The organism is Pseudomonas marginalis, assembly GCF_001645105.1.
Taxonomy (GTDB): Bacteria; Pseudomonadota; Gammaproteobacteria; order Pseudomonadales; family Pseudomonadaceae; genus Aquipseudomonas; species Aquipseudomonas petroselini.
Window position 1 is genome coordinate 50800 of the sequence record NZ_LKEG01000035.1, and the last position, 14763, is coordinate 65562.

15 protein-coding genes are annotated in these 14763 nt (G+C 52.0%); 5 read left to right on the top strand and 10 right to left on the bottom strand.

Features of this window, described 5'->3' with window-relative positions; genetic code table 11:
* Positions 1–15 precede the first annotated feature (15 nt).
* Positions 16–1386 carry an MFS transporter gene (locus AO064_RS11215; RefSeq protein ID WP_064053312.1) on the top strand — a complete coding sequence of 457 codons (1371 nt, stop codon included), beginning with the start codon at positions 16–18 and terminating at the stop codon, positions 1384–1386.
* On the top strand, positions 1383–2909 hold the full coding sequence (locus AO064_RS11220; RefSeq protein WP_064053313.1) for a UxaA family hydrolase: 1527 nt from the start codon (positions 1383–1385) through the stop codon (positions 2907–2909). Before AO064_RS11215 ends, AO064_RS11220 begins: the two co-directional genes overlap by 4 nt.
* 65 nt (positions 2910–2974) lie before the next feature.
* On the opposite strand, the gene AO064_RS11225 is transcribed toward AO064_RS11220, so the two are convergent.
* The 4 genes from AO064_RS11225 to AO064_RS11240 all read right to left on the bottom strand — a co-directional run bounded on the left by AO064_RS11225 (position 2975) and on the right by AO064_RS11240 (position 6890).
* Positions 2975–3667 (bottom strand): GntR family transcriptional regulator, encoded by a 693-nt coding sequence (locus AO064_RS11225; RefSeq protein ID WP_224789372.1) that lies wholly within the window; start codon positions 3665–3667, stop codon positions 2975–2977.
* A gap of 198 nt (positions 3668–3865) precedes the next feature.
* A complete protein-coding gene (locus AO064_RS11230) occupies positions 3866–4654 on the bottom strand; it encodes an SDR family oxidoreductase (protein WP_064053314.1) in 789 nt (262 codons plus the stop codon).
* Positions 4655–4898: 244 nt separating this feature from the next.
* The gene (locus AO064_RS11235; RefSeq protein ID WP_007913156.1) at positions 4899–5978 is read right to left on the bottom strand and encodes an alkene reductase; all 1080 of its coding nucleotides are present in this window, start codon (positions 5976–5978) and stop codon (positions 4899–4901) included.
* 72 nt (positions 5979–6050) lie between these two features.
* Positions 6051–6890, bottom strand: coding sequence for a pirin family protein (locus AO064_RS11240; protein ID WP_064053315.1), 840 nt, complete (start codon positions 6888–6890; stop codon positions 6051–6053).
* Positions 6891–7128: 238 nt separating this feature from the next.
* Here AO064_RS11240 and AO064_RS11245 point away from each other — a divergent pair, with 238 nt between their 5' ends.
* Entirely contained in the window at positions 7129–8046 is a 918-nt protein-coding gene (locus tag AO064_RS11245; RefSeq protein ID WP_064053316.1) for a LysR family transcriptional regulator, read from the top strand.
* A gap of 31 nt (positions 8047–8077) precedes the next feature.
* Here AO064_RS11245 and AO064_RS31220 read toward each other — a convergent pair whose 3' ends face one another.
* Both AO064_RS31220 and AO064_RS11255 read right to left on the bottom strand, forming a co-directional pair.
* On the bottom strand, positions 8078–8296 hold the full coding sequence (locus tag AO064_RS31220) for a hypothetical protein (RefSeq protein WP_064053317.1): 219 nt from the start codon (positions 8294–8296) through the stop codon (positions 8078–8080).
* A 222-nt stretch (positions 8297–8518) separates the two neighbouring features.
* Positions 8519–8743, bottom strand: a complete 225-nt coding sequence (locus AO064_RS11255) for a hypothetical protein (protein WP_064053318.1) — start codon at positions 8741–8743, stop codon at positions 8519–8521.
* A gap of 279 nt (positions 8744–9022) precedes the next feature.
* On the opposite strand from AO064_RS11255, the gene AO064_RS11260 reads away from it, so the two are divergent.
* Positions 9023–9439, top strand: a complete 417-nt coding sequence (locus AO064_RS11260; RefSeq protein ID WP_064053319.1) for a hypothetical protein — start codon at positions 9023–9025, stop codon at positions 9437–9439.
* 13 nt (positions 9440–9452) lie between these two features.
* Positions 9453–9668, top strand: coding sequence for a hypothetical protein (locus AO064_RS31225; RefSeq protein ID WP_064053368.1), 216 nt, complete (start codon positions 9453–9455; stop codon positions 9666–9668).
* Positions 9669–9704: 36 nt separating this feature from the next.
* On the opposite strand, the gene AO064_RS11270 is transcribed toward AO064_RS31225, so the two are convergent.
* From AO064_RS11270 to AO064_RS11285, 4 genes are all read right to left on the bottom strand, one after another.
* The gene (locus tag AO064_RS11270; protein ID WP_064053320.1) at positions 9705–10190 is read right to left on the bottom strand and encodes a hypothetical protein; all 486 of its coding nucleotides are present in this window, start codon (positions 10188–10190) and stop codon (positions 9705–9707) included.
* Between the two features lie 220 nt (positions 10191–10410).
* Positions 10411–12393, bottom strand: coding sequence for a DUF3732 domain-containing protein (locus AO064_RS11275; RefSeq protein ID WP_064053321.1), 1983 nt, complete (start codon positions 12391–12393; stop codon positions 10411–10413).
* Positions 12377–12883: a three component ABC system middle component gene (locus AO064_RS11280; protein WP_064053322.1), complete on the bottom strand. Its 507-nt coding sequence runs from the start codon at positions 12881–12883 to the stop codon at positions 12377–12379. Before AO064_RS11280 ends, AO064_RS11275 begins: the two co-directional genes overlap by 17 nt.
* On the bottom strand, positions 12880–14073 hold the full coding sequence (locus AO064_RS11285; RefSeq protein WP_064053323.1) for an ABC-three component system protein: 1194 nt from the start codon (positions 14071–14073) through the stop codon (positions 12880–12882). The genes AO064_RS11280 and AO064_RS11285 overlap by 4 nt, the downstream gene beginning before the upstream one ends.
* Positions 14074–14763 lie beyond the last annotated feature (690 nt).

Consider the following 14763-nt stretch of genomic DNA (forward strand, 5'->3'; position numbering starts at 1 on the left):
AGGAGAAAATTAAACATGTTAGCTACGACCCATACAAAAACACAAAAGGGACAGTCGCTGAACGCTTTAATGTTTCGCAAACTAATGCCGATGTTAATCTTTGCTTACGTTATAAGCTTTCTAGACAGAACTAACATTTCACTTGCCAAAACACACATGGCAGTAGACTTGGGTATTTCCGCTGCCGCCTACGGTTTTGGTGCAGGGCTCTTCTTCCTTACCTATGCACTCATGGAGGTACCCAGTAACCTGATCATGCACCGGGTAGGTGCCCGACTCTGGATCACCAGGATCATGATCACCTGGGGGTTGTTGTCTGCCGGTATGGCCTTCATTACCGATGAGACTACGTTTTACATTGCCCGCGCGCTACTGGGCGCAGCTGAAGCCGGATTGTTCCCAGGTGTAATGCTCTATTTAACCTACTGGTTTGGTCGTGAGCAAAGGGCACGAGCCAGTGGCTATTTTCTAATCGGGGTCTGTCTCGCGAATATCATTAGCGGGCCGGTTGGCGGGCTGCTGTTAGAGATGGATGGAATCTGGGGTTGGCACGGCTGGCAGTGGCTGTTCTTCTTGGAGGGAATTCCAGCTGTTCTATTCTCCATCGTGATTTGGCGAAAGCTTCCGGATGGGCCATCTACGGCAAGTTGGCTATCAAAGGAACAAGTCACTGAAGTAGAGCAAGTTCTGAAGAAAGAACATGATGAAGAAATCGCCTCCGGCAATGTAGGTCATTCTTTTAAGGGCGTTCTTAAAATCCCTCAGATTTGGCTTGCGATCGCGGTGTACTTCCTCCACCAAGTTAGTGTGTATTCGGTAATTTTCTTCTTGCCGGGCATCATTGGCACGTACGGAGGCTTGTCATCGTTACAAATAGGATTGTTAAACTCAATCCCATGGATCGCAGCAGCACTCGGGGCAGCGTTTCTTCCAAAGTATGCAACTACTCCGAAAATTTCACGCAAAATAATGTTCGGTGGGCTGCTCCTGATGTCGGCTGGATTGACCCTCGCGGCCTTTACCACTCCACTGATAGCTCTAATAGGATTCACTCTTACGGCATCAATGTTTTTCGTTGTTCAGCCTGTGATATTCCTCTTTGCCAGTTCAAGACTGGCGGGAGCAGGTATGGCGGCGGGTCTGGCGTTAGTGAATACCTTTGGTATTACTGGTGGTTTCTTCGGCCCTTCACTTCTGGGCTTCGTTGAACAAACTACTGGGAGCACGAAGAATGGGCTCATTATTGTAGCGGCTCTTTTAACGCTCGCGGCATTCCTGAGTCTGAAACTACGTCAGGCACAAGAAACGATTACTACAAAAACGCGGGACAACATTGTATTGCCCCAGGCTGCGCCGTGTATTACTGATAATGCGAGGACAAAATGAAGAGTACATCCCTGGCACTTAAACTACATCCCGACGATAATGTTGCAATCGCACGCGCTTCGATACCTCAAGGAACCGTGGTTGCGGAGTTCGGTAATATCGTGGTGCTCGCCGATGTGCCCGCAGCGCACAAAATCGCCCTTGCACACGTAAACCCAGGTGATCCTGTTCTGCGTTATGGCCAGATCATTGGCTTTGCTACTAAACCCATTGAGCCAGGCGATTACGTGCATACGCACAATCTGGAGATGGCTACGTTCGAGCGAGACTACGCGTTCGGCGAGGATGCCAAAGTCGCGTCGCCTGCAGCCTCTCCTGTGACATTCCAAGGTTTCGTCCGCGCTGACGGGCGAGTAGCAACTCGAAACTACATTGGTGTAGTGAGCACTGTGAACTGCTCCTCCACTGTTACCAAAATGGTGGTTGAACACTTCTCGCGAAACGGTGTGCTGGATGCTTACCCAAACGTGGACGGTGTGGTGCCGATCACCCACAGCTTCGGTTGCTGTATAGAGCACAATGGCGAGGGGGTGAACCAACTGCGGCGCACGCTAGGCGGGTTCATCAAGCACGCCAACTTCGCTGGCGTGGTTGTCATCGGCCTTGGCTGTGAAGCAAATCAGATGGGTGCGCTGTTCATGGCCCAGGGCATTGAGACCGGCAAGCTTATCGCTCCCGTGGTCATCCAAGACGTTGGCGGAACCCGTAACGCGGCGGATGCCGCCATTGCCGCCGTGGAATCGATGCTGCCGGTTGCCAACGAGTGCCGACGCGAGCCGGTCTCGGCCAAGCACCTCACGGTGGCGCTCCAGTGCGGCGGTTCAGACGGGTATTCAGGCATCACGGCCAACCCCGCCCTCGGCGTGGCTGTCGATATGCTCGTAGCGCAGGGCGGAACGGCCATCCTAAGCGAAACGCCCGAAATCTACGGCGCTGAACACCTCCTGACTCGCCGCGCGGCAACACGTGAGGTTGGCCAAGGTATCGTCGACCTTATCAAATGGTGGGAAAGCTACGCAGACCGCGAAAAAGGCAGCATCGATAACAACCCCACGCCTGGTAACAAGGCCGGCGGCCTGACGACCATTCTTGAAAAGTCTTTAGGCGCAGTTGCCAAAAGTGGCTCCTCAGCACTCATGGGCGTTTATCGTTACGCCGAGCCCATTACAGTCCGAGGCTTGGTGTTCATGGATGCGCCTGGCTACGACCCGATGGGAGCCACTGGCCAAATCGCCAGCGGCGCAAACCTCGTTGCGTTCACCACCGGACGCGGCTCGTGCTTTGGCGCCAAACCTGCTCCTTCGATCAAGCTTGCGACGAATACCAAAATGTACACTCGCATGAAAGATGATATGGACATCAACTGCGGGGATGTCATGGATGGCGATGCCACCCTTGAATCGAAGGGTAAAGAGATTTTCGACATGCTCATACGAGTGGCTTCTGGAGAAAAATCTAAGAGCGAGGCGTTGGGCGTCGGCAATGAAGAAACAGTGCCTTGGATGATCGGCGCTCAAATGTAATAAGCGAGCGAAAAAAAAGAGGCGCCCTGATACCAGGCGCCTCTTTTTGAAACATGTTGGTGGAGTTAATCAGCTTCGACAGGCTTGTGCGCATCGGCAACGATCAGCGCCCCTGTATTCAGGATAAACTCGGCAGCACTTTTGATGTCATCTTGCAGTGATTCACAGGCGGCAACGGAGTCACCCTTCTTTAAAGCATCAACCATCGCTGCGTGATGACTGGCTTGCACTCGCTGAACCACACGCTCAGTGCCAGATCGTAGGTCATAGTTGATGATAGGCCCTATTCTCAGCCACAGGGACTCAACTATCTGGAGCAGGATGGGCATGTCCGCCTGATTATAAATTGCGAAATGCAATTCTTTGTTCAGCGTAATCAGCCGTGACTCATCGGGAGCGCCTTTTGCAAACTCTGCGCAAAATGCCTCGTGTATCTTTTCAATCTCAGCCAGCGCCTGCGAATCAACAAGCTCCGCAGCACGAGCTGCCGCTTGCCCCTCCAGATTCAACCGGATACTGGTGATTTCCCGGAATTGGCTGACTGTCAGTACAGGAACGCGAATATATCGATTAGCCGCCATTTCAAGCGCTTGCTCAGCGACCAACCTGTGAACAGCCTCTCGCACTGGCATGACGCTAACACCAAGAGCGTCCGCTATAGATCTGAGCGAGAGCTTTTCCCCAGGCATAACGCGTCCGCTTATCAGCAGATCACGCAGCTGGGCATAAACGTCCGCACTGAGAGTCTGGCGGATCATGGGGGTTACGAGTGTGGATAGGTTCATGGCGAGAATTATAGGCAGGTTCGATCAGCCGGGATAGGAAAATGAGACATCTGTGATCACGGATGTGCCGGTATTGAAAGTGACGGAATTGGGGAGAAATGAGTTCTCTAGCACACGCACAACAAGCGTCTCGCTACCAAGGTCGGTGGCGAGACGTGTAGGTCTGACTAATCAAAGATACTCGACATTGCCATCGATGCTGATCGCTTGTCCTGTCACATTGTTAGCAGCAGGAGAGCATAGAAATAAGGCCATTGCTGCCACGTCTTCGGGTGGAGTCATCCGGCGCAATGAGATTTTCTTCAATGTTTGTTGGCGCATCTCCGGCTCTGAAATGCCTAATTGTTTGGCGCGATCACTGATGACGCGATCCTGGCGCGGGCCCTCGACGATGCCTGGCAGCAGTGCATTGACTCGAATGTCTTTTTCGCCCAACTCGGCTGCCAATGACTTCATAAGACCAACGATGGCCCACTTGGTCGCGGCGTATGGAGTCCGCCAAGCGTAGCCTAAGCGCCCCGCGACCGATGAAATATGAATGATGTGTGCGTGTTCTGACTTCGTTAGGAGGGGGACAGCATGATGAGCGAAGCGATACTGCGCATTAAGGTTGATTTCTACAGTCTGGCCCCATTCGGCATCGGTAATCTTGTCGATTCCGCCCGTTGGCCCTGCGATGCCTGCATTGTTGATCAGTACATCGAGCCCATCCACCCACTCCTGTTGTATCTCGAAGACTCGCTTAATTTGAGCAGAGTCGGAGACGTCAGCCAATGTGGCCAAAGCCTCTGGATAGCGATCACGAAATTGTGCGATCGCCTGCTCACTTACATCACACACATGGACTCTTGCCCCAATTTCAAGAAATGCAGCCGCGATCGATTCGCCAATACCTGCTGCCCCACCGGAAATCAAAACTCTCAACCCGGCATAGGGTGTCAGCCGCTTCATCACGTTCATAGCCAATGCGTCCTGTCTTGTTTTTGTTCATGAGTTCTTTCTTGGCTACGGCTTGCGTAGACAAGAAAACCTCATCAAGTGATATGTGATCACAGTTTGTTTGTCAAGACAGGCTTGCCGCAGATTTGCAGGTGAATTACCGGGGAGGGCGCAGACTCCTACTCCGGTTCAGCATTGCTACCTGCGGCCCGATTAATCTGCGAGAGTCAGCTGGCGGCACTGCGCTTACCGCAGCACTTCATCATTATCGAATCTGGGCCATGGTCGGGTAATCCGTGTAACCGCGCTCCTCACCCTGATAGAAGGTGGTCGGGTCAGCGTCATTCAGTGCGACACCCTGTTCGAATCGCTCTACCAGATCCGGATTGGCCAAGAAGGCTGTGCCAAAGGACACCAGATCAGCATTTCCTTCTCTGAGCGACGTTTCTGCGCGTTCCGCGTCATAGCCGCCATTGGCAATGTAGGTGCCTGCGAAATGACGCTTTAGTTCTTTGAAGTCGAATGCACCCGCACCGATTTCTACTACGTGAATGTAGGCTAGCCCGTAGCGACTGAGCATTTTCGCTGCATAGTTGAATGTCGCTCGCGGATCGCTGTCGCTCATGGAGAAGTAATTAAAGATTGGCGACAGGCGAACACCCACGCGGCTAGCCCCGAATACCTCGATGACCGACTCCACAACCTCCTTAAGAAACCGAGCGCGATTTTCTGCAGAGCCGCCGTATGAATCGGTTCGGGTGTTGGTGCCATCGCGCAGGAACTGATCGATCAAGTAGCCGTTCGCGCCATGTATTTCCACACCGTCAAAACCTGCACGCTTCGCGTTTTCAGCACCTTGGCGAAAATCCGCAATCACACCAGGAATTTCATCCAGACTCAGAGCCCGTGGCGACTCGTAAGGCTTCAGTCCTTCAGGCGTGTAGATCTCGCCATCAGCCTTGATCGCTGAGGGGGCTACCGGCAGCTGATTATCGAGCTGTACTAGGGAGTGTGACAGGCGCCCAACGTGCCAGAGCTGGAGAAATATCCGTCCGCCCTCTGCATGCACGGCGTCGGTCACGTGTTTCCAGCCGGCGATTTGCTCGCTGGTGAAGATGCCCGGTGTTCTCATGTAGCCTTTGCCTTGAGCCGAGACCTGGGAACCCTCAGTAATGATGAGGCCGGCGCTTGCACGTTGACGGTAATACTCGACTACTGTGGAAGTTGGAACATCGCCTTGGCCAGCCCGGCTTCGCGTCAGAGGCGCCATCACCATATGATTTTTCAAGGGTAGGTTGGCGATTTGAGCGGGGGACAAAAGAAGGTTGAGATTGCTCGCTGTCATGACGTGCCTCAGTATGATTTGGGGTGTTGGATAGTTATCGTCGAGATGATTTTCACGCCGGGTTGAGCGGCGCTAGTTGAGCCGTCCTTGCTGCCGCAGCCGTGTGCCAATCCGCTGTATTTCCGTTTCGCCCTGCGCCAGAGCCGCCTTGCTCGTGTGAACCGAGTAGTTACCTGTTACCAGGTCGTACGGATGCTTTACCGCCGAGCCCATCACGAAAGAGCAATCGCCTTTCGCGATGAAGTTGATGTGGTGCTCTGACTCTTCGAACACAGCTAATTCGCCGACATTGACCAACCCTCCTGCATCCAGACTCCCTGAACTAACCGCGAACCAGGCAATGTTGTGACCGGACGGTGGGGTGTAACGCCAGTGCTCACCGTCTTTTAAACTCACGGCGAGATAGTTCATTTCACTCGGTACTTCGATCAGGCTTGGGGCTGCCCCATAACGTCCCAGTAGTACCCGTGCTGGGCCCACTTGTGGAACTTGCGACGGATCAAGGTAGGTACTCATCGCGGGAGCGTTTTCAAGCGACGGCGGCAATGCCACCCAGAGCTGGAATCCCTGTATTGCGGACTCACTTGCTAGCGTAGCGTCGTGCCACACCCCATTGCCGGCCTGCATCCACTCAACACCACCCGCGAGCAGTAAACCGGTCGCCCCAGTGGTGTCCTCATAAGAGACATCCCCTTTTGTCATGAAGGTAACCGTTGCGATTCCTGAGTGCGGATGCATGCCGAAACTCGACTTACTACCACTGGCGTTCAGGCTGAAAATGTCCAGGAAAATAAACGGTTTCAACAGCTCTCCTAGATCACCTGGACTCATAAGCCTCGTTATGGGGCCATGTGTGGTTCCTTCAGTACGATGGACAATGGCGCGTGGTCGAACTACTACGGTGGCGGTCATATGTTTTCTCTTTGTTCTCCCTTGCCAACAGACGATATCGTCGAGCGGAGTTCCGGCTGCCTGGACTGGATGTGGATTAACTCAGTGATGCCGAAAAGCCTTGACGGTCAGCCCGTAGGAGATTCCGGCAACTGAAGGTCAGCTGCAGCAATGACTGAAGGATATGCGTCTACTGATTGCTTTATTAGATGGCATAATTGGATTGAACTGATCCATTTTTGGAGTGGGTGGCAGCAAGATGATCGATCTGAATGACGTCGCATTGTTTGTAAAAGTGGTGCGCAGCGGTAGTTTCGCTGAGGCAGCACGGCAGCTTGGATTGCCCTCAAACACCTTAAGCCGGCGGGTTCAAAAGCTTGAGGCTCAACTCGGTACGAGGCTGCTGCAGCGCTCCACGCGCAAGCTCACACTCACCCAGTCTGGCGAGGCTTTTCACGAGCGATGCTGTGGAGCCGTGGATGGACTGATTGACGCTGGTGAGCAGCTGATGACAGGAAACCAAGAGCCGAGTGGCACCGTGCGCATTGCGGCAATGGCTGATTTTTTCGACTTCTTTCCTATGGAGTGGGTAGCCGATTTTCTCGAGGCGCATCCACGGGTACACGTCGACTTTGTGCTGAGTGATGCACGCGCCGATTTGATCGCTGATCGTATCGACATTGCGTTTCGAGGTGGGGCGTTGCAGGACTCAGGATACGTCGGTCGCCAGCTCCTTGGAGCTGGTAACGAAGGTTTGGTGGCCAGCCCGAATTACCTTAAAAAAAGAGGCGTTCCTACTGAGCTTGGAGATCTGGTCAAACACGATTGCGTGAGCTTTGGCCATCCTAGCGGCTTCACCACCTGGGTTCTTCATGGGCCAAACGATGCGGCGGAAGAGGTGCGGGTCACTAGCCGTTTCAATGGAAACACCGCCCAAGCTTTGCGCAAGGCGACGTTGGCTGGGCTAGGAATTGCCTTGCTGCCGCCCGCCATGACTAAGTCTGATCTTCAGACGGGGCGCCTTGTGTCTGTGCTGCCGCAGTACCATAGAACCGGATACGGCCTGCATGTGCTTTACCCCAGCCGGCAACATTTGCCCTTAGCTGTGTCTGCATTCATTGGGTTGGTGATGGAGAAACTGGAGGGACAAGAATTTCCTGCAACGGCTCTCTCCTGATCCATGCATCCGTAAAGAGCATGGGATATGCCTAAGAATGACGCAGGCGCATGATGGCATCTGTGATGCCTTGAGCATTCTTGTCCAGCGTCTCCATCGCCCCGATTGCGTTAGCGGCTACATTCTCCGCTCCGTTATCAAGGAGCCACTTAGTTACCTCTTCAATGGCTGCGCAGATTGCATGCTGGTTATGCAGTAGCAGTGTGAGAGCGTCTGCGGTGGCTATGTTCGCTTCAGAGCTATTTGGCATCGGTATCTTCCTTGATGATCTGGTGCGTAGATCGTAGCTGATCTCTCGCCTGCCGATTTCTTTCTGAATCTACGCGTAATGGGATGGCCTATGAGTGGGGAAAGTTGCTGGAGATCAGCAAAGGTCTGAGGCCATGTCGACTACTGCCATTCTGATTACATTCTGGTTATAGATTTTTTTCAGGCTACCTCGAACGAGATCCCTACTTAAGTGCCTCGCGCATCATTTCTCAGTTGAAGTATGTTCGTAAATGCCACCAACCTGCGTCGAACGAGCTGCCTCCTTGGCCTCTTTGAGTCTTTGCTCAGCATGTATCGCCGGATCGTCGTCCAGTACCAGTGGATAGCCTAATAGTGAGAGAGCCTCGGCTCGCTTTTCGATGAGCAAGCGTTCAGGATCACGATTCACTTGGTAGGCTCTTCCTGGTACACGTGGAATTTCAGTCATTAATGGTTCCTTAGGCGCTCGTACGCTTTCCCTTCCCCGAGGATACACTTTGGCTATGAGCAGAAAAGGAATCACATATCGGAAATAGCGGAGTGAAGCTATCCTGGATTCTGAAAATTCAAGCCTGGAGCGCTTCGGCAAGCGGAGCGCGCAGGCGTGCCGGATGTCCGCCCGAAGGGCCAAGACATGGCCTGCCATGGCTTGGTTTACGACAGCCCTGCGCCTCCGGCGTCACGCCCTAATCATCAACCAGCTCCAACCTATCTGCAGGAAGCTGAAATGACCGGCGATCAACTGCGCGAACTTGAAAGGAATAGGCGAAAAGCTTTTTGGGCTCTAGCCAACCTCGACCCTGGTGATCCCAACGCATCTGAACTCCTTATCGTCCTCGATAACCTCGATAACCTCGATGCCCTAGAGCGAGAAAGCAGACCTTCCACGGATAAGGCACTTGAATCGAGTGAGGTGCGTGACGTCGTCTCGGTGACGCGTCATAACTCCGGCATCGATATTGTCTTGGAACTCGATATCCCTCAGCCGTGGAGAGAACGCTTCCTGCAAGCAAGCGTAGGGTCGACCAGGTTGATAGATGGGTTTTACGCCTGCGACTGGGATAAATTCTTGATTGGCTGGGATGTAGAGATGCGGCACTTGGAGCAGCATAGGGCTGCCAGATACAAACCTGGAACAGACTGAACGGATGACGGCAATGGGACAAGACGACGATGACACGGTGTACTGCGATATCCAGATGCCGCTAGCCGAGGGTCGAGAGCTTTTGGAGTTAGTGAATGCACTGCGAGAATCGAATGCTCACCCCTGTCTCGATAAAGTCTTCGAACGCATGCAAGACGAGCTCAGCACATCTATTGATATCGTCGAAAATCCACCGACCTGGGGCCCTTGGGGCCGACGCACCACTTAGCACCGGCACCATGCCCCATCCAGTCTAGCGACGACCCTAGCTGAAGGTTTGCGTACGCAGCCAAGTTTCCACTTTTAGCCATCGGCCAACCTCGGAAAGTTTTGACCTTCCTGTATCTAGAATCTCAAGCAGTCGCTGTCTCTCCGCACGAGAGGGAAACCAATCATCAATCTCGACGCTGCAGTGGATGGACTCGCTCAGTGCCCATCTCACGACCATGTCCGCAGCGGCTCTGTAGTGATCCGCCATGTACAGCCGCCGTCCTTCAACAGACCATCCACGCTTTGCTAGCTCATCGGTCACGTCGATGATGCCAAGGTCACCAAAGTAGGCTGTGGTGTCAGGGTAATGAATGCCTGCTAATGACACCTTAGCCATGCCGGATTCCCGATCAAAATAGGAAAGGAAATGCCATCCACCGGTGGTGCTTCCAGGATGAGGGAAGTTGATGGCGGCTTTCCCTGTTATGTAGTTTTTTCGGGAGACGCGTTTGAGGTCAAAGTCGAACAGTGGTTGGGGCATGTAGTCCTTCCTCGTCTCGCGTACTCCCACTTGATGTCGCTGGGAGCCACCATGGAGGCTTTTTCCTACAAAACTGCCAGAGCATGCCCGCACTTCTCGCTTGGATATTGTTACAGAAGGGGGGGGCTATATAAACAAGCATAACGCAATCGCTGGAGGTTCAGAAAAGCCACCTTGATAACGGTGGCTTTTCCCACATGGCTGTACTCACGGCGTGAGCTTAATCCCACGTTGCTGGGATAAGGCCGTCGCCTTTTGTACTCCAAGCGGCTACTGAGTGTGTGTGCTCTATGTCACCCCAGATTTCCTCCCCTGCATGCTCAAGTACGATAATTTGGAGGTTGGCATTCGTCCGAGAGATTGCCTCTCCGAGTACCTCGAAAATTCGTCGTGTGGCCTGCAGGTCTTCGATTCTGTGCCTACGCAACACGGCCATGTCCAAGTCCAGTGCGTTGCCCCCAAGATCGCTGCTCGGGAAATACACTTGGCTAGGCTGGTCTATTACCAGAAAGCTCAAGGTGGGCAGATGTAGATTTTCTTTCTGAAGCAAAAACTCATGGATGCCGAGAAACGCAGCCACGTGATATCCCATCCAGTTAGCCCCGCTACCGACTTCCCAAAGGTAGTCAAACTGATCGAATTCCTTGTCGAATCGGATGGTCAATTCTTTCTGATCCAACCTGAGAACTGAGTTAGCCGCACCTTCGAGGGCGCCAAACTGATCTGCGTAATGCTCAATGAGTTCGGTAAGCTTGGCATCTACCTCGCGTTCTCTAGCAGCGCGGTTACCGCCGGCCATCAGTCTGTTGAAATCGCTGATCTTTTTGCTTTCGGCCTTCATGCGTTGGGCAATCGCCTCGTCTGCTGATGTATGGCCGATCTTCTTGAGTACCTCAGAAATTTTTCCAGCAACATAATAGATATCACCAATTACGCTACGTAGCCTTTCGTCCTCCGCCAAAATTGCGTTTTTGTCAGCGCGATAGGTATGAAGCGTCTTCTCCTCCTTTGCCAGATTTCGTTTAAGGTTGGATATCCTGCTATCAAAAGCAGGATTCTGTTCCAATATCTCAGCCACGCGCGTGATTTTGTTGACCTTCGTTTCAAGGTTGGTGATCACCGTGCTCATCGTGTCCGATGTGGATCCGCAGGCAACGCATTGGCCCTCATCCCGAAGACTTTTTTTCAGCCAATCCAAGCCGACGACATGGCTCTTTTCTTCATTTACCGCTTTGACGAACTGCTGGCTACTCTGGGCCAAGCTGCTGTAGCCACTGATCTCCACCCCTAGCTCGTCTACCAGTCGCTGCTGTGCAGTTTCCTTGGCGACAGCAGCATCAAATCGTTCGTTGATATGTAGGCGCTTTGGCGCAATCAGCGTTTGTTCCAGCCGCTTGTTTCGGTATGCATCCATGACCGATTCTAGCTTCGCGACTTTCATGTCTAGATCGTCAGGTATGTCGGCTTCGAGTAGACCGATTTCGATGCATCTGTCGATCATCCGGTTTACCTCATGACGCCAGTGAAGCTTTGCCTTCTCGACAACCTTGAGTTCTTTTTCGAGACCATCCAGCTCTTTTTGCGCGTCGTCTCTTCTGCGTTCATTTATAACGTATTGCGCATCTACAATGCCTAGAGCGTAAGGCATTGCCCTAGTCAGCTTTTGACGGTGGATCCAGGTGTCTGCTTTGAAAAATAGCGTGTTTGGATTGGCCACGATGTGTTGTGGCAAAAAGTTGAACGCGGCCAAGTCCCTGAAAGAAGTTCGGGCATCAAGCTTGCTTGGTTTTTCTGCATCAGAATGCGGAAGGTCGCTCACGCCTATCAAGTTGTTGAACTTATCCTTGAAAGTCGACCTGTTGGTTTTGGTAGGCACAATCTCTGGGATCCAGCCAGAGAACGTTTCAAAGTAGTAGTCGTTCGAAGGGGTACTGTCTATTGGGCCTTTGCGGGCGATTAACCAGCTTTCCCCTCGCAAAGTTACCTTCACCCCAAACCACATGACCTTGTCTCGAATCGTGCCGATGGGGATCTGGCACTTGGTTGCCCCCATTGCGTAATCGATGATATGAAGAACGGATGACTTACCTGTTCGACTCAGTCCGTGAATAATATTTATTTTTCCTGGCTTGAATTGGATCTCTTGAATCTCGTTGTTCTGATTTTTTGGCCAGAGAATAATTGAGTCAATTTGGAATTTCATTAGGAATACCGAATAGAAGCTTCAGGAGGGTAGGGGTATCAACACTTGCATACCAATTGGCCAGACGGTTGACTGTCATCACCATCTCTTTGGGCAGAGCAGACTTTGTTCCACGCGGCCAGCGATCAATTTTGTTGCTGAAGACCGGTAGTTCATCTTTGCGATGAGCCACTGCCAACAGATTGGTCGAAACTGCGAGGTTCAATCCCTGCAGAGCTACTGGCGCCCGAGATGCGACGCGTTGCTCCAAGTCAACCTTAAGACCTGGTGCCTCTCTAAAAACCTTGTCTAGCCTGGTTTTAGCATTCCTTGAACACAAGGCTTCCCGGGAAGCCTCATCCCAGACAAACGGTAAAACGAGTTCGAGTTTCAACATATCCAGCGGGTGCTCGGAAGCTTCCAGTTCGTATTGCTGTACGAATACCGTCAATAAGAAGCAGGCCAGCGCGGTGTTGTGGACTACATGGGTATCCAAATATGGCCCGCTCACTTACTTTCACCTTTGACCTGATGCCAGAGAATCGGGTGGTCTGTACCGTCATCATTTGCTTGATGGTGATATGTGCCCAGGTAAAGGTAACGATGGTCTGACTTCAGGCGGCCAATTTCGATGGTGAATTTTTCTGGAGTGGTCGTACTGATGTAGATCTGCTTGTGATCGTCATTGGAGAAATCTTCGAAAGGGATGCCTTTCAGGTTTGAATATGCTTCGCGAAGACTGTCCCACCTCCCATGAAGTGTGTTTTCAAGGTCATTAAAGTGCTCCGGAAGTATCTTACCTTTGAGTAAAAGTCTCGACCGCTCGGCATACCCAGCCCAGTAATGTCCAAGCTCCTTTTCGATGGTTCGTTCCATTAGCCCCAATTCTTTGAGCTGGAAAATGAAAGGCAGATTCAATTCTTGGTTGAGCGCTATCAGCTCGCGATATCCGGTTTCGTCTTGACTTCGCGCAGTCCAAGCTTCGTTGAGGAATTTTTCGAAAAGGAGTTGCTTGCGGTTGAAGAGTGGGAGGGAGGTAGTCCAGAAGGGCTCCCTGCGTCTCCATGTATCACGCGCCATGTTGAAAAGGTGGCCGGTGAGACTATCCAATATTACTTTCTTATGCTCGTCCAGACCCTCTGGTAGCTGGAGTGCAGCGTACATCGCATCGGTTATCGACGCAGATTCATGCTTGTGAATCAGCTCGAAACGACCAACAACATAGGCGATTGATTCATCATCAAACGCCGTAACTTTTGCTGCAATTTCAGCGGTCGCACCATCCATAGTGAGTGCGTGAGTACGAAGGGTCTTAATAGCGTCCGCTACGTCTTTTGGGGATGACGCTGCTGACAACAGATGTACGAGGCTATTGCTGGCGACCACTCCATTGGTCACTAGAATAAAGTTGATCTGCTCATGAGTTGCCTGGGACTGCTCGAGCTTCTCAAGCCAGTTTTTGAATGTGTTCCACAGATTTTTGCTGCTGTCCTGCAGCGGATTTTTCCCAGAGAGCGTGAGTTTGTCTTGCTCTTGGATTGAACGGGTTCCAGCTGCTGTAGGAATCACTTCCTCGACGTCATCCGTTGTTTCTATTCCGAAGAGCGCATCCCTATGTGAACTGTGAAAGATTCTATAAAGCGCACGCTCGAACTGGTAGCCGTACCCAGTAATGCTTGCACTGGCTTCTGTGTTGTCCATGTGTCCTTCTCTCGGATAATCGCACTGGGCGTCCATGTCGCGCCGGATAGACGAAGCTCAGGCCGCGTTGATATTCGAATTTACAGCGAATAATGGCAGTGGGCCATGCTAGCTTTGTGAGTTGTAGACAAAAAAACGGATTAGCTGTGTTTTTGTACAGTAGTATTGGGGTGTGCGTGGAGAGGTTAGAGCTCGGTCGCAGTAGACAATAAGATTCAAAGCTGCCTCAGCATCTATTCTGTATTCGGAGCTTCCTGATCGTATGCGGAGCGATTTTCCCTTCCGTTCGGCTGCCCAAAACCAAAAAATTGATAGGGATAAAAGCACGATCCAGTAATCCCCTATCTTTGACTACGGCAGTATCGACACTTGTAGGCTATGCGCTAGGTAGGTCAAACCATTGGATCCGTCCGGATAATAAGACGCACTGCTAGTAGATCGTGTTCTCTAAAACGTAGCGCGTGAAATGAGGGGGGTGACCTTGGCTCACACACCTAACCCTGGCCAAACGACTTACTGACAAGCGAAGCGTTGATATCCAAGAGCCACTACCTAAGGTACAGTGCTGATGAATTCGATATCTAGATCGACGCAATAAGGCATGCCAACGCTATCACTAAGGAGAGTAGTTTTGAAGGTTATATACAAGGGGCGGGCTAGCAAACGTACGAATTCAATGCCCGATGGTTC

Bases quoted from the DNA above. Each gene is read 5' to 3' on its own strand.
- AO064_RS11215 (WP_064053312.1), top strand. From the start codon at position 16: ATGTTAGCTACGACCCATACAAAAACACAAAAGGGACAGTCGCTGAAC.
- AO064_RS11220 (WP_064053313.1), top strand. From the start codon at position 1,383: ATGAAGAGTACATCCCTGGCACTTAAACTACATCCCGACGATAATGTT.
- AO064_RS11225 (WP_224789372.1), bottom strand. From the start codon at position 3,667: ATGATCCGCCAGACTCTCAGTGCGGACGTTTATGCCCAGCTGCGTGAT.
- AO064_RS11230 (WP_064053314.1), bottom strand. From the start codon at position 4,654: ATGAACGTGATGAAGCGGCTGACACCCTATGCCGGGTTGAGAGTTTTG.
- AO064_RS11235 (WP_007913156.1), bottom strand. From the start codon at position 5,978: ATGACAGCGAGCAATCTCAACCTTCTTTTGTCCCCCGCTCAAATCGCC.
- AO064_RS11240 (WP_064053315.1), bottom strand. From the start codon at position 6,890: ATGACCGCCACCGTAGTAGTTCGACCACGCGCCATTGTCCATCGTACT.
- AO064_RS11245 (WP_064053316.1), top strand. From the start codon at position 7,129: ATGATCGATCTGAATGACGTCGCATTGTTTGTAAAAGTGGTGCGCAGC.
- AO064_RS31220 (WP_064053317.1), bottom strand. From the start codon at position 8,296: ATGCCAAATAGCTCTGAAGCGAACATAGCCACCGCAGACGCTCTCACA.
- AO064_RS11255 (WP_064053318.1), bottom strand. From the start codon at position 8,743: ATGACTGAAATTCCACGTGTACCAGGAAGAGCCTACCAAGTGAATCGT.
- AO064_RS11260 (WP_064053319.1), top strand. From the start codon at position 9,023: ATGACCGGCGATCAACTGCGCGAACTTGAAAGGAATAGGCGAAAAGCT.
- AO064_RS31225 (WP_064053368.1), top strand. From the start codon at position 9,453: ATGGGACAAGACGACGATGACACGGTGTACTGCGATATCCAGATGCCG.
- AO064_RS11270 (WP_064053320.1), bottom strand. From the start codon at position 10,190: ATGCCCCAACCACTGTTCGACTTTGACCTCAAACGCGTCTCCCGAAAA.
- AO064_RS11275 (WP_064053321.1), bottom strand. From the start codon at position 12,393: ATGAAATTCCAAATTGACTCAATTATTCTCTGGCCAAAAAATCAGAAC.
- AO064_RS11285 (WP_064053323.1), bottom strand. From the start codon at position 14,073: ATGGACAACACAGAAGCCAGTGCAAGCATTACTGGGTACGGCTACCAG.